The organism is Campylobacter sp. JH32, from assembly GCF_017846535.1.
GTDB lineage: Bacteria > Campylobacterota > Campylobacteria > Campylobacterales > Campylobacteraceae > Campylobacter_D > Campylobacter_D coli.
Genome location: NZ_JAEQBS010000001.1, coordinates 31339 through 51150 on the forward strand (window position 1 = coordinate 31339; position 19812 = coordinate 51150).

Consider the following 19812-nt stretch of genomic DNA (forward strand, 5'->3'; position numbering starts at 1 on the left):
AAAAAATATGATACAATTTTCATAAATTATCTTAAAGAAGGAGTAAAAGATGGGCAAATTTGTTAACAATGTTAATGAATTCTTTGATTTTTGTAAACAAAACGAAGTTCTTTTTGTAGATTTTCGCTTTACTGATATGATAGGAACTTGGCATCATATCACCTATAATCTTCATGCAATTAGCGAAGAAACTTTTGAAGCAGGAATTCCATTTGATGGTAGTTCAATTCATGGATGGCAACCTATTGAAAAATCAGATATGATTTTAAAACCTGATGCGCAAAGTGCATTTTTAGATCCTTTTACAGCTGATCCTACTATTATAGTTTTTTGCGATGTTTATGACATTTATAAAGGACAAATGTATGAAAAATGTCCAAGAAGTATAGCAAAAAAAGCAATGGAACATCTTAAAAATAGTGGCATAGCTGATACTGCTTATTTTGGGCCTGAAAATGAATTTTTTGTTTTTGACAGTGTAAAAATTGTAGATACAACTCATTGTTCTAAATATGAAGTGGATACAGAAGAAGGAGAGTGGAATGATGATAAAGATTTCGCAGATAGCTACAATACAGGTCATCGTCCACGAAACAAAGGCGGATATTTTCCTGTTCAACCTATAGATTCTTTGGTAGATATTCGCTCTGAAATGGTTCAAACTCTTGAAAAAGTAGGACTTAAAACCTTTGTTCACCATCACGAAGTTGCACAAGGGCAAGCGGAAATTGGAGTAAATTTTGGCACACTTGTGGAGGCTGCAGATAATGTACAAATCTACAAATATATTGTCAAAATGGTAGCTCATTTAAATGGCAAAACTGCAACTTTTATGCCAAAGCCTCTTTATGGTGACAATGGAAATGGTATGCATGTTCATATGAGTCTATGGAAAGATGGTGTGAATTTATTCTATGACAAAGAAGGTTATGGAGGACTTAGCCAAACTGCTATTAATTACATAGGTGGGGTTTTAAAAAATGCTCGTTCTGTTGCAGCTTTTACTAATCCAAGCTCAAATTCATACAAAAGAATAGTTCCAGGTTTTGAAGCTCCTTGTATTTTAACTTATTCTTGCCAAAATAGAAGTGCAAGTTGTCGCGTGCCTTATGGTATAGGTAAGAATTCAGCTCGTGTTGAAATTCGTTTCCCTGATAGCACCGCTAATCCTTATCTAGCTTTTGTTAGTCTTTTAATGGCAGGACTTGATGGAATCAAAAACAAAACCATTCCTGTAGGACCTATGGATGAAAACTTATTTGATCTTACTTTAGATGAAATTCGTGAAAAAGGCATAGAGCAACTACCGCACACTCTAAGAGGAAGTCTTGAAGCTTTAATTCGTTACAACGCTTTCTTAAAACCTGTAATGAGCGATATTTTTATAGATGATTATCAACATTTGAAATTTGAAACTCAAGTTTGGCCTGTTGAAGCGCGTCCAACTGCATACGAATTTAAAACTTGCTATTCTTGCTAAATAAAAAGCAAAGCGTAAATTTTTAAACGCTTTGCTTTATTTATTGATAAATTTCTTAAATCCATATCTTTGATATTATATAAATTTATTTTCAAAAAAGAATTAAAAATTATTATTGCAGCAGAATATTATTTATTTTCATTTTTATACCATGATTTTAGTAAGTATATGAAATTTTAAGTGAATTAATATGAGAAAAATTTATGGCATAAAAATACCATAAATTTATATAATTAATTTAAATTATCTTTTTAATTGATTGACAATTCCAAGCATATCATCACTCGTCGTGATAGCTTTTGAACCTGCTTCGTAAGCTCTTTGTCCTGTGATAAGATCTGTCATCTCTTCAACAAGCTGCACGTTGCTTAACTCTATAAAGCCATGTCTTATTGTTCCAAGTCCATCTTGGGTTGCTATACCTGCTACAGGTGCACCGCTTGCCCCTGTTTCAAGATAAAGATTATCTCCCATAGAATGAAGTCCAGCTGGGTTGATAAATTGTACAAGCTCAACTTGACCGATTTGTGTTTCTTGTTGTTCTCCTGGAAGCATTACAGAAACTGTGCCATCAGTAGCCACATTAATCGCAGTTGCACCCTCTGGTATAGTCATTTCAGGTAAAAGTCTATAACCATCTGCATTAACGATATTTCCCTCATTATCTTTTGTAAATTGTCCATTTCTTGTATAAGCTATCGTGCCATCAGGAAGTTGAATTTGAAAAAAACCATTTCCCGCAATTGCCATATCAAGACTATCTGTGCTTGTAGCCTTTAAATTACCTTCAGTAAAAACCTTTGTCACTGCTGTTGGACGCACACCAATACCCACTTCTATGCCCGATGGAGAAAGTGTTGTGGCTGAAGTTGAAGTTCCTGCGTATTTCATAACTTGATACATTAGATCAGCAAATTCAGCACGACCCTTTTTAAAACCTGCTGTGTTAACATTTGCAATATTGTTTGAAGTAACATCAATTTGTGTTTGCTGCGCTACCATTCCCGTAGCAGCAGTATGAAGTGATCTCATCATTTTTTATCCTTTAATTTATTTTATATTATTTTATTTAACGGCTGCAAGTTTATTGATAGCTTCTTGGTTTAAGTCATCCATATGAGCTGTCATAACTTTTTGATACATTTCTACCATTCTATTTGCCTCTATAAGTCCTACCATTTCGGTTACTGGATTGACATTAGAGCCTTGAGAAAAACCTTGACGCACTGCATTAGAATTATCCAAATCTCTAATACGCGTTAAATCATCTATCCTATAAACATTATCCCCATCTTTTTGCAAAGCTCTTATATCATCTACTTGAGCGATAAATAATCTCGCATTTTGAACGCCATCTACCTCAATACTTCCGTTTTTATCTACATTGATATAAACCGCACCATTAGGAAGACGAATTCCTGCATTTTGAGGATTATTAAAATAATCACTGCTTAAAATTCTATATCCTTGTTTATTGACTAAATATCCCTCTTCGTTAAGTTGAAAATTTCCATCTTTACTTAATCTTATTTCACCATCCTTTGTTTGAACTAAATAAAAAGCATCCTCTCTAGTAATGGCCAAATCCAAAGGGTTATTAGTCGTTTTTAAAGAACCTAAACTAAAATCTGTATATCCTTGAGAAACTTGAGGAACGCCATCTATGGTAGTATTGACAAATCTTGATGCATCTCTTGTGTGATTTTCTATAGGCAACTCATCCTGAGTTTCTTTAAAAATCCTTTTAAAATCTGCAATTACTACATCATCTCTTTTGTAACCACTCGTGTTAATATTGGCAAGATTGTTTGTAATAACATCAAGTTTATTAAACTGAGTTACCATCCCACCCGTTGCTTGATAATATCCATTTTGCATATTTTTCACCTATAAATTTTGATATTTTTAATCTATAAAGCAAAGAGTGTTCCAACTTTTAAAAAGAATGAATTTTAGGGGATTAAGCAAGTAGAAATAAAATACTGAATGATAATTTGCATCATATTGTGTTTTTACAAGGAATTATACTAAAAAACCAAAAGTATCATTAAATCGCTTAAAAAGCAGCAACATTCATCTCTTTACCCAAGAAATAAGAGTTTTCTTTCTAGGAATATGGGTAAAAAATATTTTAAAATAAATAGTAAAAATTTTAAAAAAGCAAGACTTAAGTAAAAATCTTGCTTAAAAATATTCTATTTTAGTCCATTTGGCGGCGTAAGAAAGTAGGAGTTTCAATTTGAGCCATTATCTCTTCATCAAAACCACCACTTACTTTTCTAAGATTTAAATAAGGATTTTTCTTAGGAGTTTCAGCTTCTTCAGCGGCTTTTTTAGCTATGCTGTCTCTATCTTCAAATCCTGTGGCAATAATGGTCACTTCTACCCTATCTTCCATGCTATCATCTGTAGTAGAACCAAAAATAATCTTTGCATTTTCATCAACAATTTCTTCTATATTATTTGCAGCAGCAGAAATTTCAATTAAAGAGCAATTAGAACTTGTTTTAAAATGTAAAATAACCCCTTTAGCTCCTTTAATATCCATACCATCTAATAATGGAGATTCTATGGCATTAGAAAGAGCCTCTTCGATAGCATTTTCACCGCTAGCACTGCCTACGCCCATAAGCGCTAAACCACGATGGCTCATTATGGTTCTAACATCAGCAAAGTCAACATTGATATCACCATTGTCTAAAAGTATAGACACCATACCCTTAACAGCACGCGCCAAAATATCATCAACTAATTTAAAAGCATCTTTAATTCCTGCTTTTTTATCGATAATGCTTAAAAGCTTTTCGTTTTGAATTACAAGGATAGAATCACTTTCTTTTTTCAATTCAAGGAGTCCGTTTTCAGCAAGTTTTTTTCTTTGTTTCCCTTCAAAAGCAAAAGGCATAGTTACAACAGAAACAGTTAAAGCACCTATTTCTTTAGCTGCTTGTGCGATTACTGGAGTAGCACCCGTTCCTGTGCCACCACCAAAACCTGAAGCAATAAAAACGATATCACTTTGGCTAAGACTAGCTTTAATCTCTTCAAAGCTTTCTCTAGCACTCTCTGCTCCAACCTCTGGTAGCATGCCCGCACCCAAGCCTTTTGTTTTTTTCTCGCCAAGTTGAATTTTGGTTTTTGCTAATGAATTTGAAATAGCTTGTGCATCAGTATTAGCCGCGATTAAATCGAGGTCATTTAAGCCCATCTTGACCATATGATTAATCATATTTCCACCGCCACCACCGCAGCCTATAACTTTAATTTTAGCGCCTTTATTATGTTGCATCTCTTCTACTAAAAATTCGCTCATAAAAACTTTCTCCTTGTTAAAATTGATTCATTATTTTATGCCAAATATTTGAAAAAACACTAGGCTTTTTCTCTTTTGGCTCTTTAAAATCTAATTGTTCTTGTATTATTATTGTATCATTTTCTTGCAAATTTTCGCCAAAAAAATCAGATTTTGTTTCATTTTCCACTTCTTTTTGTGGAATTATTTCTTGTCTAATTTGGCGGTTATAATTTTCTATCTCCCCTTTATATCTTAACTTTTCATTTGAATCAAGTTCATAAGGCGTAAAATAACCCGCACCATATAAACAAAGTCCTATAGCACAAGTATTTTCAGGATCATTAAAAATTTCACTAAACCCAGTAATTAAATCTTTTCTAGCAGTAGCAAGTCTAACAGAACGATTATCAAAAGTTGCAGGAGCTAATTCATCAATACCTGCTAATTTAGTCATTCCGCCTGTTAATACAACGCCACCCCCTATGCTATTTGCATAACGATTGTCGCTTAAAATTTTGGCTAAAATCATTAAAGTTTCTTCAGCTCTTGCATAGATTACATTTGAGATGATATCTAAAGAAACTTCATTTACTTTTCTTTCATCTCCCATAGAAGGAATTTGTATCAATGCATTAGGTTGTTGAGAAAGGGCTGCATAATTTAATTTAATTTTCTCAGCTTCTTTTAAAGGAGTGTGTAAAGCCATCGATAAATCTTGAGTAATATTAATCGATCCAATTTGCAAGCAATCATTATAACGAATTGAATTTCCAGTATGAACAACCATATCGCAGATCGCTCCACCCATATCAATCAAAACAGCACCTAGTTCTTTTTCACTATCATCTAAACAAGCTATAGCTGAAGCATAGCCAGAAAGGACTATATTATCAACTCTTAAATCAGCCAACTCAACAGCTTTTTTTAAATTTTTAATATGAGATTCTTGAGAAATAACTATATGAGTCGAAACCTCCAAGCGATTTCCGCTCATACCCAAAGGATCATCTACATGTTCTAAATCATTTACCTTAAAATTATAAGGTAAAACATGAATAATTTCATAACCACTCGGAAGATTTGCAGTGTGTTTGGCTGTGCTTACCGCACGATGAATTTCTTTGATGCCTATTTCATGATTTGGTATATTTACTACACCTATACTATCAACACTTTTAGTATAAGCGCCCGAAATAGAAACCACTACTTTATCATAATGAACACCGCTCATCATCTCTGCATTTCTAACTGCTTCCTCGATCGATTTTGAAGCAAGCTCGATATTGGTAATAGCGCCTTTTTTTACACCATTGGTTTTTGCTTTTGCAAAACCAATAATTTTTAAACCTTCCTCATCTTTTTGAGCGACAATGGCACAAGTTTGTGTTGAACCTAAGTCAATTCCTAATATATTCAAAATTATTTACCTTTATAATAAATTTTTATTGGATATGTTTTTTTAAGCTCTTCGATTAACTCCTGCTTCATTTCATTAGCTTTTAAACTTTGTAAATTTTGATTAAGCATTATGCGATATTGCTGAAATTTTTCAGGATTCATATCAAGCTTTTGCTTATTAATTTTATAAAGTATAGCCTTATCTTCATTTAAAATAACATAAGAACGATTTTGATCAGAATTAAAAACATTCATTAGAAAATAACTAAATTCTGCTTCATTTAATATATTACTAATTTTAGCATCATTTCTTACAGTATCCCTGCTTACGAAACCTATATTAGTTCCGCTAAAATTTTCTAAATTTTGCTTAGCTTTTTCTTCTAAATTCTTTTTCACCTGTTCGCTGATATAAATAGGCATAAGCTCTTCTCTAGCCTCATCAAAAGTCTTAGTTCTTGCAGGATTGGTTTTGTTAAGCTTGATAATAATATAACCATTTTGATATTCACTCGGTCTTAACACATCTCCATTTTTTGCCCGAGATAAAGCCTCAAGTGGATAGTAAACATCTGAATCTGTGATATTTTCATCCTTTTGGAATTTATCTTTACCTTCTTTCAATTCCAAAAATTTAGCATTAGCTATGTTTTTAAGCTGTGCTAAAGCATAATCTTTAGCAACATCCTTTTTAGCAGCTTCAAAACTCATGATTTTGCCACTAAAATCTTTATATTTAAATTTATTATTTTCATTATTATAAAATTCTTCTAGCTTACCATCATCAATTTTTTGCATATCCACCGGTAGATAATAAGTAGAAATCTCATATACTTTTTTTGTCTTATAATCTTCTTTGTGTTCATTCCAAAGTTTTTTAAGCTCTTCTTCATTAACTTTTATATTTTCTTTATCTTGCTCTAGTTTTGCTATATTTAAAGAATCTTGCATAAAATAACTAGCTCCTAGCATTTTCAACTCTTCATCTGTTTGAGGGAGATTGAATATTTGTTCTAGTTTGCCGATAATAATTTCATTTGAAAGAGTTTTCTCATATTCTTTTGGAGTCATATTGTTTGCATTCAAAAGTTCATAATAAATTGTTTTATTAAAATCACCTGAAGGATCTTGAAAGGCTTTAGTTTCAGCAAGTGCTTGAATAACTTCATTTTCACTTGAACCTAATCCCAAATCTTTAGCAAAATTTAACAAAAGCTTATCTTCAACCAAAGAGCTTAATGCAGCATTTTCAATTCCCAATTGCTTAGCACTCTCCTCATTTAAGCCACCGTTGCTAATTTGATTGTAATAATTAAAAATCTGATTATATCTTACATTAAATTCATTATAATTGATTTTTTCATCTCCAACTACAGCAACACTCGAACTTCTATTAAGATTAAAATCATAAGCACCCCAACCTAAAAACCCAGCTCCAACAAAAGCTATGGTGCTAATCCATATAGTAACAACAAGATATTTTTTGTGATGTTGCATCCAAGTAAGCATATCATTCCTTGATAAAAATTAAACTACATATTTTATCGCAGAAGTGTTTAATTAGAGTTTAATTAGTGGTTTTTTGTTAAATATTTTCATTTTGATTTTAGTTAAAATTTCGTTATAATTATAGCTTATAAAAATTTTATAGGATATAGGATTTGAAAATTCCACACATTCCCGTTTTGCTCAATGAGGTAAATCAAGCATTTGAAAAACTAAACTCAGGATATTTTTTAGATTGTACTTTGGGTTTTGGTGGCCATAGCGAATCCTTACTTAAAGATCATCCAAACCTTAAACTTATAGCATGCGACCAAGACAAAGAAGCGCTTGAATTTTCTAAAAAGCGTCTTCATGATTTTAAAGATAGAACAGAATTTGTATTAAGTAATTTTAGTCAAATTTTAGACCAAATTTCACACGATAAACTGAACGATCTCAAAGGCATTTTAGCTGATATTGGAGTATCTTCTTATCAACTTGACAATAACAAACGAGGCTTTAATCTTCATTCTGATTTTTTAGACATGAGAATGAATCAAGATGCTAAAATTTCAGCTTTTGAGATTATTAATAATTATACCCAAGAGCAATTGAGTGATATTTTCAAAAAATATGGGGAATTAAATGATGGGTACTTTATCGCTCAAAAAATTTGCCAAGAAAGACAAAAAAATAAAATAAAAAGTGCTAAAGAACTTTACGAAATAATAGGAAAAACAAAACAAAATCACAGAAGTGTTTCTAAAGCAACCCTAGTTTTTCAAGCTATTAGAATAGAAGTCAATCAAGAACTTGAAGTTTTAAAAAATTTTTTAGAAAAATTAGAAAAAATTAAATTAAAAAATTGTATTCTAGCTATCATTTGCTTTCATTCTTTAGAAGATAGGATAGTAAAAAACTATTTTAAAAAATGGGCTAAAAATTGTATCTGTGATGAAAGAGCTTTTAGGTGCGAATGTGGAAACAATCATTCTTTAGGAGAAATTATAAGCAAAAAAGCTATAACTCCAAGCAAAGAAGAAATTATGATTAATTCTCGTTCAAGTTGTGCAAAAATGCGCCTGTTTCATTTTAAAAATATGGAAAAATAATGCTAGATGATGATTTTTTAAAAGAAAAGCAAAACATACGCCAGAAAATGCTTAAATTTTCTCGCGCTGTTAATCAAGGTAAGCCTTTAGATGATGATTTAAAAGAAGAAATCTCTAGTGATGATATTTTAAGACGCCGCTTTAAAAAACGCTCAAATCATTTCTTGGATGAAACAGAAGAAGACTATAAGTTAGAATATACAAAAAAATCAAATATATACTTAAAAGAAGATTTGATAAATGTTAAATTGGAAGAAAAGCAGTCTTTAGCTAAAAAAATTTTTTCCAAAATAAAAGAAAAAAACAAAAATCAAGAATCAAAAAAGAAAAAAACAAAAAAACTTTTTTCTTTTCTGAAAAAAAAAGAAATTCAAGGTATACAAAATAAAAACACACACAATACTCAAGAAAAACATTTGCATACAGACAAGCAAATAGAAATCAAAAAAATACAAAATAACAAGATTCAACCCACGCAAACTGACCCAAAACCCGATATAAAACAAAGTCTAGAAAATTTACAAAAAAAAATACAAACTCAAGAAGTAAAAATAGAGATTGAAAAATCCGAAATTCAACCCATTAAAACAGAACATGATGAAGATACACAAAAGGTTAAAAATGTATTACTAGAAGGATTTAGTAATGCTACTAAAGAAGATAAAAATCTCAATTTCAATCACTTACTTTTTGCCGTATTATTTGTCAGCTTTGCTCTTGTTTTATTTGTACCACAAATTTATATAAGAAATCAAATTTACTATCTTAGCCGAGAAATTGCCACTTTAAGAGTAGAAGAAAGCGTACTTGATGAAGAAAATAAAGATTTAAAAAGACGCTTAGAAATCATGCGCTTTCAAAATCAAATTTTAGATTATTTAGAATGAATGATTTTTTCTAAAACATATTGTTCTAAATTTGCCTTTGGAATTTCTTCTTTTAAGGCTTCTTTATAAAAATTTCCAGCCATAATAGAATATTTTTCATATGAAAAATAAGGAAAGTGCAAAGCCCATGCTTTTTGTATTAATTTTTTTGAAATCATTTTACGAGCATAAACCTTAAAAATATCATAAGAAATAAAAACACATGCGGTAACCGCTACAGCGCTGATAATACTGATATGAAAATCAAGGCGAGTAAAAAGATAATGCGTAATGAGTAATAATGGTAATAAAACCAAAGCACAAAAAATTCCAAAATATATATAAGAATTTAAAATTTTAAAATTAAAATTAAGCTTGGAAGGATCCACAAGCATTCCATCATTAAACAAAGCATTAGCCTCAAGCAAATCACGCAAAAGAACAGGTTGATCGGATATCTTAAAAAGAAAATTACAACTAAAATCTTTAAATTTTTTCATATTTTTACACTTTTAAATTTTTAGTTTAAAATACTATCTAAAGAAAATTAAATTTGGGTTAAAACAAAAGCTCTTAGCTTTTGTTTATCAACTCTTCTGTGATTCTGGCAATCTCAAGTTCTTCATCTGTAGGAACGATAAAAATCTTTACCTTAGAATTGGCAGTACTAATCATTCTTTCACAGCTTGCTTTTTTGTTGTTTAATTCTATATCAAGCTCAACACCAAGATGAGATAATCTTTCACAAACTTTTTGGCGAACTAAAGCAGCATTTTCACCTATACCGCCTGTAAAAATAATAGCGTCAGTTCTAGGTAAAACCGTAAAATAAGCCCCTATATATTTTAAAAGGCGATAACAAAACATATCAAAAGCTAAACGTGCCCTATCATCACCTTGCTCGATTTTTGCTCCTATATCTCTAAAATCGTTAGAACCGCAAATTCCATAAAGTCCGCTTTTTTTATTAAGCAAAGTATCAATTTCTTCTATTGTTAAACCCTTAAGATGGCTAATAAATGGCAAAATTGCAGGGTCTAAATCACCACAGCGAGTTCCCATAACAAGACCTTCAAGAGGAGTAAAACCCATGGAAGTGTCTATACTTTTACCTCCCTCAATAGCACAAACACTCGCACCATTTCCAAGATGTGCTGAAATTGCGTTTAAATCCTCTTTATTTTTTCCAAGTAATTGGGCTGCCCTAGCACTCACAAAAGCGTGAGAAGTACCATGGAAACCATATCTTCTTATATTGTGCTTATCATAAAAATCATAAGGCAAAGCATACATATAAGCAAAATCAGGCATAGTGCGATGAAAAGCTGTATCAAAAATAGCTGCATTAGCAACACTAGGTGCAGCTTTGATCATTGTTTTTATACCTGCTAAATGCGCAGGATTATGCAAAGGAGCAAAAATACTAACCCTATCTATCTCTTTAAGAACATAATCATCCACTAAACAATGCTCGCTTAAATTTCTTCCTCCATGCACTATGCGATGACCACAACCATCTAAAGCATTTAAATCTTCCAAAATTCCAGATTCTTTAAAAAGCTCGTTGACAATTTGCAATCCATGTTCGTGATTTTTTATAGGAAGTTCTCTTTCGAATGTTTCATCATTTAAGGCATTTTTTAGTATGACTTTTGATTTTTCTTCTCCAATTTTTTCTACCAAACCACTGGCTTTAACCACTTTATCATCAAAAAATTTAAATTTAATAGATGAAGAGCCTGAATTTAAAACTAAAATCTTCATTCACTTTCCTTTCTTATTGTGCTTGTATAGCACTTAAAATAACCGTATCTACTATATCATCAACCAAACATCCACGACTTAAATCATTTACAGGTTTTTTAAGTCCTTGCAAAATAGGACCGATTGCCAAAGCATTTGCTGTTCTTTGCACAGCCTTATAGCAAATATTTGCAGCGTCAAGATCAGGAAAGATATATACATTTACATTACCTGCTATCTTAGAATTTGGCATTTTTTTAGCAGCAGTTTTAGGATCATAAGCACAATCAAATTGCATAGGGCCATCGATATTTAATTCTGGATATTTTTCTTTAGCAATTCTTAAAGCTTCTTTAACAAGATCTACACTCTCACCCTTACCGCTATCTCCACTAGAATAAGAAAGCAAAGCTATCCTTGGCTCGATACCAAAAGACTTTGCAGTCATAGCACTTACATAAGCACTAGTGGCGAGTTGCTCGGCATTTGGATTTGGATTTACAGCACAGTCTGCAAAAGCTAAAACCTTATCATCAAGCCCCATAAAGAAAATTCCCGAAACAGAGTCAACACCCTCTTGAGTTTTGATAATCTGAAGCGCAGGACGAATAGTTTCAGCTGTCGTAGTAGATGCTCCACTTACCATAGCATCAGCTTTCCCACTATGTATCAACAAGGTTCCAAAATAAGTCCTATCTTTAACCAATTCTTTAGCCTCTTCAAGGCTCATTCCTTTAGATTTTCTTGCTTCATATAACAAAGTGGCAAATTCTTCGTTATATTCTGAATGAAGCGGATTGAGTATTTTTACTGCGGTTAAATCAAGTGCCAATTCATCGGCTTTTTGTTTGATATCTTGCTCATCACCCAATAAAATAAGATCCACTACACTACTTTTAAGTAAAATTTCAACTGCTTTTAAAATTCTTTCATCATTGCTTTCTGGTAAAACAACGGTTTTTTTATTTTTAACACTTTTTTTAATGAGTTCATATTTAAAACGATGCGGAGTCATAAAATCATAAGCTTGCAACTTATGCATTTCTTCAAAATTAAAATTTTCATTAATCAAAGCATAATCTCTACCATCTAAAGCTTCATCAAAATATTTTTGAGCTATTAATTTATCCTCATTATTAATAATAGCCGCTATAGGAGTGTTAAGATTTTTAGCCAATTTTATACTCAAATCAAAACCATCAAGTATTCCAAATTCGCAAAAACTATTAACAAGAACAAAATCATATTTACGATTTAATTCCTCATACTCTTCTAAGATAGTATTGAAAAAACTATGCGGATCTTTGCTAAATTCTTCCATAGCTTCTCTAAAAGTAAAACTATAAGCATTTTTCAAAGTTTGCTTAATATCAAATTCCTCAAGCCATCCTTGCAAAACAGGGATACGATGTACATAAATCACAGGACAGTAAATAGCTATATTTTTATATATCTTGCTATAGTTTTTCAATAATTTCGTGGTGACTAATGTATTTAACTCATCACTCCTAGATCTCATCAAATAAAGATTTGCCATTATTTTCTCCTTGGTTTTAAAAAGTGGAACACTCTTTGCTTTATACTTACTTGAAAAACTATTTTAACAAATAAAAATGAAATTTCATCATTTAAAGGACGAAAATGAAAAAAGTTTTATTCTATGTGTTACCTTTTGCATTTTTTGGATGTTCTGCAACAGTAGATCCGCAAATTTCTATGAAACCTCCTGCTTATGTAGAAGAGCTTGCACCTAAACAAAGCAACAATGTAGAAACTTCTCCTGGATCGCTTTTTGGAAAAGGCGATAATCCTTTATTCTCTGATAAAAAAGCAATGAATGTAAATGATTTAGTTACTGTGGTTATCCAAGAAAGCACTACTCAAAGCACTCAAGCCAATAAGGCCACAAGTAGAACCAATACTTCCAATTTAGGAGGAGGAGCTTTAACAGGTGGAAGTGGCTTACTTGGAACTGCGATCGATAAAGTAAATGCTTATTCTAATATAGGCTTTCAAACCAATAGTACTAACAACTACAAAGGAACAGGCACTCAAAGTCGCAATGAAAGTTTTAACACTACGATTTCAACTCGCGTGATTAAAATTTTGTCTAATGGTAATTATTTTATTGAGGGTTCAAGAGAGCTTTTGATCAATGGAGAAAAACAAATCATACAACTTAGCGGTGTGATTCGTCCTTATGATATCGGTCAAGATAATACTATAGATAGTAGATATATAGCAGATGCAAAAATTCTTTACAAAACTGAAGGTGAAGTGGATAGAAGCACTAGAAAACCTTGGGGAAGCAAAGTCATAGAAGCTATATGGCCTTTTTAAATAAACTTATAATTTAAGTCCTTAAAATAAGGACTTAAATTTTATTGCAATTTTATTTTAAATATCTATAATTAAAATAAAATCTATTCTTTTATCTCTCTACTCTTAACCTCATCTTCTACTTCAGCTAAAAATCTATCCACAAGCTCGTTTTCTTTGAGTTTTGCCACCACTTCTCCATGTCTTATAACAAGTCCTTGATTTTTTCCAAAAGCTATAGCCACATCAGCGCCCTTAGCCTCACCCAAAGCATTTACAACACAGCCCATAACACTGATATTTAAAGGCTCTTTGATATGTTTAGTCTTTTCTTCTACGATTTTAATAGCACTGATTAAATCACTTTGAATTCTTCCACAAGTTGGACATGAGATAATGTTTACTCCACTTTTTTGCACCCCGCTATCTTGTAAAATCGCTCTTGCGACTTTGATTTCTTCTTCAAGTTCGCCCGTCATTGAAACCCTCATGGTATCACCTATGCCTTTAAGAAGCAAATTTCCTAAAGCAATAGAACTTTTTATCGTGCTATGAAATTTAGTCCCTGCCTCTGTTACTCCCAAATGAAAAGGATAATCACAAAGTGGTCTTAATCTTTCATAAGCCTCTATGGTCTTTTGAGTATCAGAAGTTTTCATCGAAATTTTTATATCAAAAAAATCCAAATCCTCTAAAAGTTTAATGTTATACAATGCACTTTCTAACATCGCATCTACACCATATCCATATTTATCACTAAATTCTTTTTCTATAGAGCCGTGATTTACACCTATGCGTATAGGAATGCCTCGCTCTTTACAAGCTTTTACTACTTCTTTAACATTTTCTTTTGAGCCTATATTGCCAGGATTTATACGAACCCCATCAATAAATTCAGCACAAAATACAGCTAAATTGTGATTAAAATGTATATCTACAATTAAAGGCAAGGGACTTTTTGCTTTAATCTCCTTTAAAGCCCTTGCATCCGCCATATCCAAACACGCCAAACGCACGATATTAGCTCCTGCAAAATAAAGCCGATTGAGTTGCTCTAAAGAACCTTCAATATCTCTTGTTTTGGTAAAGAGCATAGATTGCACTGAAATAGGCGCATCGCCACCTATTAAAACATCACCCACTTTAATTTGTCTTGTTTTAAATCTTTTGTATTCCATTTTCAAGCTTCTTTTTATAAATAATTTTTAAAATTCTAGCTATTTTTTGCTTTAATTCCTCATAAAAAATCAATAGGATCTATATCTACGCTAACATTTTTAAAATTTAAGGCATATTCTTGTATCTTGATTAAAGGTTTGTAAAAATCGCTACGAAGCAATATATAAAAACGATATTGTCCTTTGAGCATTTCTATACTACAAGCTCCATAGCCTATAATTTCAACTTTTAAAATGTGGCTAATTTGATCAACTAATTTTTTGCACAAATTTTGAGCTTGCTTTTGTTCTTTATCCTCGATAACAATTCTCAAAAGGCGTTTAAAAGGAGGATAAAGATCTTTTCTATTTTCTAATTCATCTTGCAAAAAGCTATCATAATCCTCTATATATCTTTCAAAAAAATTCCTATTTTTAGTTTGCAAAAGCACCCTTCCCTCACCTTTGCGTCCTGCTCTTCCTGCCACTTGCATAGCCAAAGCCAAAGTTTCTTCGCTTGCCTTAAAATTGGGACGAAACAAATACTCATCAAGTCCTAAAATAACGCTTAAATCTACACTATGATAATCATGTCCTTTAGCAAGCATGGAAGTTCCTATAAGTATATCGATCTTATTTTCATTAAAATCTTTTAAAATAGCATTAAGCTTTCGAATACTCGTAATCTCATCACTATCAAATTTAGCTATCCTTGCTAAAGGCAAAGCCTCTTGCAAAAGTTCTTGTAATTCTGCTGTGCCCATCTTCCTAGCCTCTAGCATCACACCTTGACAGCTAGGACAATTTTGCTCTATTAAAGAAGTGTAATTGCAATAATGACATTTTAAAACATTTCTTTTTTTGTGCAAACTCATAGCAATAGAGCAAAAAGGACATTTTATAGTTTGCCCACAATCTTTACACACAATTTGTCTAAAATTGGCCTTAGTGGGCAAAAAAATGATAGCTTGTTTTTGATTTTCCAAGCTTTTTTGCAACTCGCCCAAAAGCATAGGAGTTACGCCCAATTCGTTTTCATCATATAAAAAGTGTTTTTTACTTTTAAAAAAAGTACCCTTAAGTCTAAAACTCTTTTGCTTGTAAAAACTCGTTAAAGAAGGAGTAGCAGAACCTAAAAGCACCTTAATGTCAAATTTTGAGCTTAAGAAAAGTGTTAAATCCCTAGCATTAATATAAGGTTGATTAGACGCTTTGTAAGAATTATCATGTTCTTCATCCACTATAACAAGCCCTAAATTTACAAAAGGCAAAAACAAAGCCGATCTTGCTCCTGCGACCAAAAGTGCTTCACCCTTACAAAAACGCTCTAAATTTTCTTGCTTTTTTTTCTTTGAAATTTTAGAATGCCATAGAAAAAATTTATCTTTAAAATACACTTCTAAACGCTTTTGCATCTGTGGAGTAAGAGAAATTTCTGGCATTAAAAGTAAAACTTGTTTTCCTTGCTCTAAATATTGTTTTATTAAGCAAATATAAATTTCAGTTTTTCCACTACCTGTATCTGCAAAAAGCAAAGAAGTGGGATTAGCTTTTATAAATTCCAAAGCTTCTTTTTGTTTTTGGCTTAATTTGGGTTCATTTTCTATTTTAATCAGATCACAAGTGTAAGTTTGATAAGTAGAAAAAAGTCCTAATACAAAACCTAGCTTTGAAGAATAATAATACGAAATAAATTTCGCCAATTCAAATTGTACACAGCTTAATGAAAAAGATGTAATTTCTTTAATCTCTTTTGTCTGAAATTCGGGCTTTTGGCATTCTTTCAATACTAAAGCTCTAAGATTTTTTTTATTTTTTAAATCAATAATCACCTCTCTTAAAGCTGGAATTTCTTCCTTGCTATGAAAGGTTAAATTTTGCAAATAAAATCCAAAAACCGCTAATTCATAATATCTCATAATAATTCTTTACAATATTTTTCACTCAAACATTCTAAAATAGCAAAATCAGCATTATAAAAAAAATCAACCCATTCTTTTGTATTTAAAAAAAATCTATATCGATTGGGTGCTGTTTTCATCCAAGCATTAAAACTAGAATAAATAGGTGTATGAAGCAAAGAATAGGTGCAATTTTGACTAGTTTGGCAGTAAAAAAGTTTTTCTTTTTGAGTGTTGATTTTTGCTTCATCAAGATTAGGAGAAAAAGAACTGATTTGTTTGAGTTCAACTTGAGTACGCATAAGGGATAGGGCTGAATTTAGTATTTCATAATCTATTTTCAATTTTAATAATTTCGCATCGTTTTTATTTTGATTGGCAAAAGAGAAGCTTAAACTTGCCAATATCCCCAAAATCAATATCACAAAAACAAGCTCTAAGAGAGTAAAAGCCTTTTTCATTTTACAGGGAGTTCTTCATTGATCGCTTTTATAAGTTTTTTAAGTTCTCTTTCTAAGATATAATTCTCATAGCTTTTTTTTACAAAAGCATCGACGAAACGCTTTAATTCTATTTTTTTAGTCCCACCAGAAATAAGAGCAATATCATCTTCTAAAAAATTTGCAAATTCTCCACTGCATTTAACAATGAAATCCTTTGCAGAAACATTGATAATAACTTGTTTTAAATTATCACTTGCCAAGTACAGCCTCTATTTTTTTGAAAATATCTTCACTTTCTATATTGCGAGACTTAAGCTCTTCTTCCAAACGCATGATTTGATTACTCTTTGCTTCATTTTGCGCTTTTACGCTTACAAGTTCGTTTCTTAAATTTTCATTTGCTTCGCACACTTCGTTGTATTTTTCAATCAACTCATTGACTTTATCTGACATTGTGTTAATAATTTTTTCATCAAACATAAATTTGCCTTCTGCTATAGAAATTTAAAATAAAAATATTTTTTGTAATTGTAGCAGAAAAAAATTTAAATTTAGGTTTTTTATAGTCAATTAATTTTTAATTAAAGCATTTTCTTTTAGAATTTTTCTAAAAAACTTTCAAAAAGTGGGAAAATGTTAGAACTTACAAGCGATTTTAAACCAAGTCCTGATCAAGAACAAGCAATACAAGGTATTGTCAAAAGCATAAAAAAAGGTAATAAATATCAAACCCTACTCGGCGTAACAGGAAGCGGAAAGACTTTTACCATGGCAAATGTCATAAAAGAACTCAATATGCCAACCCTTATCATGAGTCATAACAAAAGCCTTTGCGCCCAGCTTTATAGCGAATTTAAAGGTTTTTTTTCTAAGAACCATGTGGAATATTTTATTTCTTATTATGATTATTATCAGCCTGAAGCTTATATACCGCGCACCGATGTTTTTATAGAAAAAGATAGCTCCACAAATGAGGATCTAGAACGCTTAAGACTTAGCGCAACTGCTTCGCTTTTAAGCTATGAGGATGTGGTTTGTATCGCTAGTGTCTCGGCTAATTATGGACTTGGAAATCCAAATGAATACATAGGAATGGTTTTAATCTTTGAACTAGACATGCAAATTTCACAAAAAGAACTTTTAAAGAAACTTGTAGACATGGGTTATAAAAGAAATGATAATTTCTTTGATCGTGCTGATTTTCGCGTACAAGGTGATATTATAGATATTTATCCTGCTTATTACGAAGATGAAGTAGTAAGACTTGAATTTTTTGGTGATGAACTGGATGCAATGTATCATTATAATGTTTTAGAAAATAAAAAAGGCAAAGATTTAAAACGCTTCATACTTTATCCTACAAGTCAATTTAGTGTAGGAGAAACTAGATTAAAGCAAGCTATTAAAGATATAAAGATAGAACTTAATGAGCGTTTGGCGCAATTTGAACATGAAAACAAGCTTGTAGAATACCAACGCCTTAAACAACGCGTTGAATTTGATCTTGAAATGCTTACAAGCACAGGAATGTGTAAAGGCGTTGAAAACTATGCTAGACATTTAACAGGGCTTAAAGAAGGCGATACGCCTTATACACTTTTTGATTATTTTGCGATTAAAAATAGGAAATTTCTTGTTATAGTCGATGAAAGCCATGTTTCTTTACCACAATTTAGAGGTATGTTTGCAGGAGATAGAAGCAGAAAACAAACCTTGGTAGATTATGGTTTTCGTCTTCCATCAGCTCTTGATAATCGTCCTTTAATGTTTGATGAATTTATCCATAAAGATTGTCAGTTTCTTTTTGTTTCAGCCACCCCTGCCCCGCTTGAGCTTGAACTTAGCAAGGAAAATATCTTTCATCAAATTATGCGTCCAACAGGATTACTTGATCCTTTGATAGAACTTAAAGATAGCGATAATCAAGTTGAAATTTTATTTGATGAAGCCAAAAAAGTTATACAAAGAAACGAACGCGTTTTAGTTACTGTGTTGACTAAAAAACTAGCTGAAGAGCTTACAAGGTATTATTTAGAACTTGGTATTAAAGTAAAATACATGCATTCAGATATTGATGCAATAGAACGCAATGAAATCATAAGAGGCTTAAGAAGCGGTGCTTTTGATATGTTAATAGGTATAAATTTACTTAGAGAAGGACTTGATTTACCTGAGGTTTCGCTTATTGCCATTATGGACGCAGATAAGGAGGGTTTTTTAAGAAGCACTACAAGTTTAATCCAAACCATGGGAAGAGCAGCTAGAAATGTCAATGGTAAGGTTTTGCTTTTTTGCAAAAAAATCACAAAATCCATGCAAGAAGCTATGGATACCACCAATGAACGCCGCAAACTTCAAATGGCTTATAATAAAAAATACAATATCACGCCAACTTCAGTCAAGCGACACATCGAAGAGAGTTTGAAAAATGAAGAGGATTTAGGCGAAATTTATCGCAAAGGTAAAAAAATTGAAAAAATGCCTGCTAATGAAAGAGCTAAAATCGTAAAAGAGCTTCGTAAACAAATGCTTGAAGCTGCTAAAGCGCTCGAATTTGAAAAAGCAGCGACTTTAAGAGATGAGATCAATAAATTAAAAGATTTATAGTATTTT

Annotated in this window: 18 protein-coding genes; 5 read left to right on the top strand and 13 right to left on the bottom strand. The window is 31.7% G+C overall.

The features are described from left to right. The first annotated feature begins 49 nt into the window (after positions 1–49). Positions 50–1480: a type I glutamate--ammonia ligase gene (gene glnA / locus KAR67_RS00170; protein ID WP_002776475.1), complete on the top strand. Its 1431-nt coding sequence runs from the start codon at positions 50–52 to the stop codon at positions 1478–1480. 243 nt (positions 1481–1723) lie between these two features. On the opposite strand, the gene flgG is transcribed toward glnA, so the two are convergent. From flgG to KAR67_RS00195, 5 genes are all read right to left on the bottom strand, one after another. After that, positions 1724–2515: a flagellar basal-body rod protein FlgG gene (flgG, locus tag KAR67_RS00175; protein WP_002776471.1), complete on the bottom strand. Its 792-nt coding sequence runs from the start codon at positions 2513–2515 to the stop codon at positions 1724–1726. 30 nt (positions 2516–2545) lie between these two features. Further along, complete coding sequence (locus tag KAR67_RS00180; RefSeq protein WP_002776464.1) at positions 2546–3358, bottom strand: flagellar hook-basal body protein; 813 nt, start codon at positions 3356–3358, stop codon at positions 2546–2548. Positions 3359–3680: 322 nt separating this feature from the next. Next, positions 3681–4793, bottom strand: a complete 1113-nt coding sequence (gene ftsZ / locus KAR67_RS00185) for a cell division protein FtsZ (RefSeq protein ID WP_002781577.1) — start codon at positions 4791–4793, stop codon at positions 3681–3683. A 16-nt stretch (positions 4794–4809) separates the two neighbouring features. Further along, a complete protein-coding gene (gene ftsA, locus KAR67_RS00190; protein WP_072212064.1) occupies positions 4810–6198 on the bottom strand; it encodes a cell division protein FtsA in 1389 nt (462 codons plus the stop codon). After that, a complete protein-coding gene (locus KAR67_RS00195; RefSeq protein WP_131235527.1) occupies positions 6195–7682 on the bottom strand; it encodes a peptidylprolyl isomerase in 1488 nt (495 codons plus the stop codon). Before KAR67_RS00195 ends, ftsA begins: the two co-directional genes overlap by 4 nt. Before the next feature lie 152 nt (positions 7683–7834). Between KAR67_RS00195 and rsmH the strand changes: the two genes are divergently transcribed. Next, entirely contained in the window at positions 7835–8770 is a 936-nt protein-coding gene (gene rsmH / locus KAR67_RS00200) for a 16S rRNA (cytosine(1402)-N(4))-methyltransferase RsmH (RefSeq protein WP_002781583.1), read from the top strand. Next, a complete protein-coding gene (locus tag KAR67_RS00205) occupies positions 8770–9657 on the top strand; it encodes a hypothetical protein (protein WP_002789913.1) in 888 nt (295 codons plus the stop codon). The genes rsmH and KAR67_RS00205 overlap by 1 nt, the downstream gene beginning before the upstream one ends. Here the strand turns inward: KAR67_RS00205 and KAR67_RS00210 are convergent. From KAR67_RS00210 to pta, 3 genes are all read right to left on the bottom strand, one after another. Beyond that, a complete protein-coding gene (locus KAR67_RS00210; RefSeq protein WP_002776453.1) occupies positions 9645–10136 on the bottom strand; it encodes a hypothetical protein in 492 nt (163 codons plus the stop codon). The two genes, KAR67_RS00205 and KAR67_RS00210, sit on opposite strands and share 13 nt — an antisense overlap. A 73-nt stretch (positions 10137–10209) precedes the next feature. Then, positions 10210–11400, bottom strand: a complete 1191-nt coding sequence (locus tag KAR67_RS00215) for an acetate kinase (protein ID WP_002781587.1) — start codon at positions 11398–11400, stop codon at positions 10210–10212. A 13-nt stretch (positions 11401–11413) separates the two neighbouring features. Then, positions 11414–12919, bottom strand: a complete 1506-nt coding sequence (pta, locus tag KAR67_RS00220; protein ID WP_072214017.1) for a phosphate acetyltransferase — start codon at positions 12917–12919, stop codon at positions 11414–11416. Between the two features lie 101 nt (positions 12920–13020). Here pta and flgH point away from each other — a divergent pair, with 101 nt between their 5' ends. Further along, the gene (gene flgH / locus KAR67_RS00225; protein WP_002823649.1) at positions 13021–13719 is read left to right on the top strand and encodes a flagellar basal body L-ring protein FlgH; all 699 of its coding nucleotides are present in this window, start codon (positions 13021–13023) and stop codon (positions 13717–13719) included. Between the two features lie 83 nt (positions 13720–13802). Here flgH and ispG read toward each other — a convergent pair whose 3' ends face one another. The 5 genes from ispG to KAR67_RS00250 are packed head-to-tail and all read right to left on the bottom strand — an operon-like array spanning position 13803 to position 17679. Beyond that, positions 13803–14876, bottom strand: coding sequence for a flavodoxin-dependent (E)-4-hydroxy-3-methylbut-2-enyl-diphosphate synthase (gene ispG, locus KAR67_RS00230; protein WP_002776443.1), 1074 nt, complete (start codon positions 14874–14876; stop codon positions 13803–13805). 59 nt (positions 14877–14935) lie between these two features. Continuing rightward, positions 14936–16774, bottom strand: a complete 1839-nt coding sequence (locus KAR67_RS00235; RefSeq protein WP_002838282.1) for a primosomal protein N' — start codon at positions 16772–16774, stop codon at positions 14936–14938. Next, on the bottom strand, positions 16771–17217 hold the full coding sequence (locus KAR67_RS00240) for a type II secretion system protein (RefSeq protein WP_052786221.1): 447 nt from the start codon (positions 17215–17217) through the stop codon (positions 16771–16773). Before KAR67_RS00240 ends, KAR67_RS00235 begins: the two co-directional genes overlap by 4 nt. Next, entirely contained in the window at positions 17214–17459 is a 246-nt protein-coding gene (locus tag KAR67_RS00245) for a hypothetical protein (protein ID WP_002776428.1), read from the bottom strand. The genes KAR67_RS00240 and KAR67_RS00245 overlap by 4 nt, the downstream gene beginning before the upstream one ends. Further along, positions 17449–17679, bottom strand: coding sequence for a hypothetical protein (locus KAR67_RS00250; protein WP_002776426.1), 231 nt, complete (start codon positions 17677–17679; stop codon positions 17449–17451). Before KAR67_RS00250 ends, KAR67_RS00245 begins: the two co-directional genes overlap by 11 nt. 153 nt (positions 17680–17832) lie before the next feature. Here KAR67_RS00250 and uvrB point away from each other — a divergent pair, with 153 nt between their 5' ends. Beyond that, a complete protein-coding gene (gene uvrB / locus KAR67_RS00255) occupies positions 17833–19806 on the top strand; it encodes an excinuclease ABC subunit UvrB (RefSeq protein WP_131235528.1) in 1974 nt (657 codons plus the stop codon). The last annotated feature ends 6 nt before the right edge of the window (positions 19807–19812 follow it).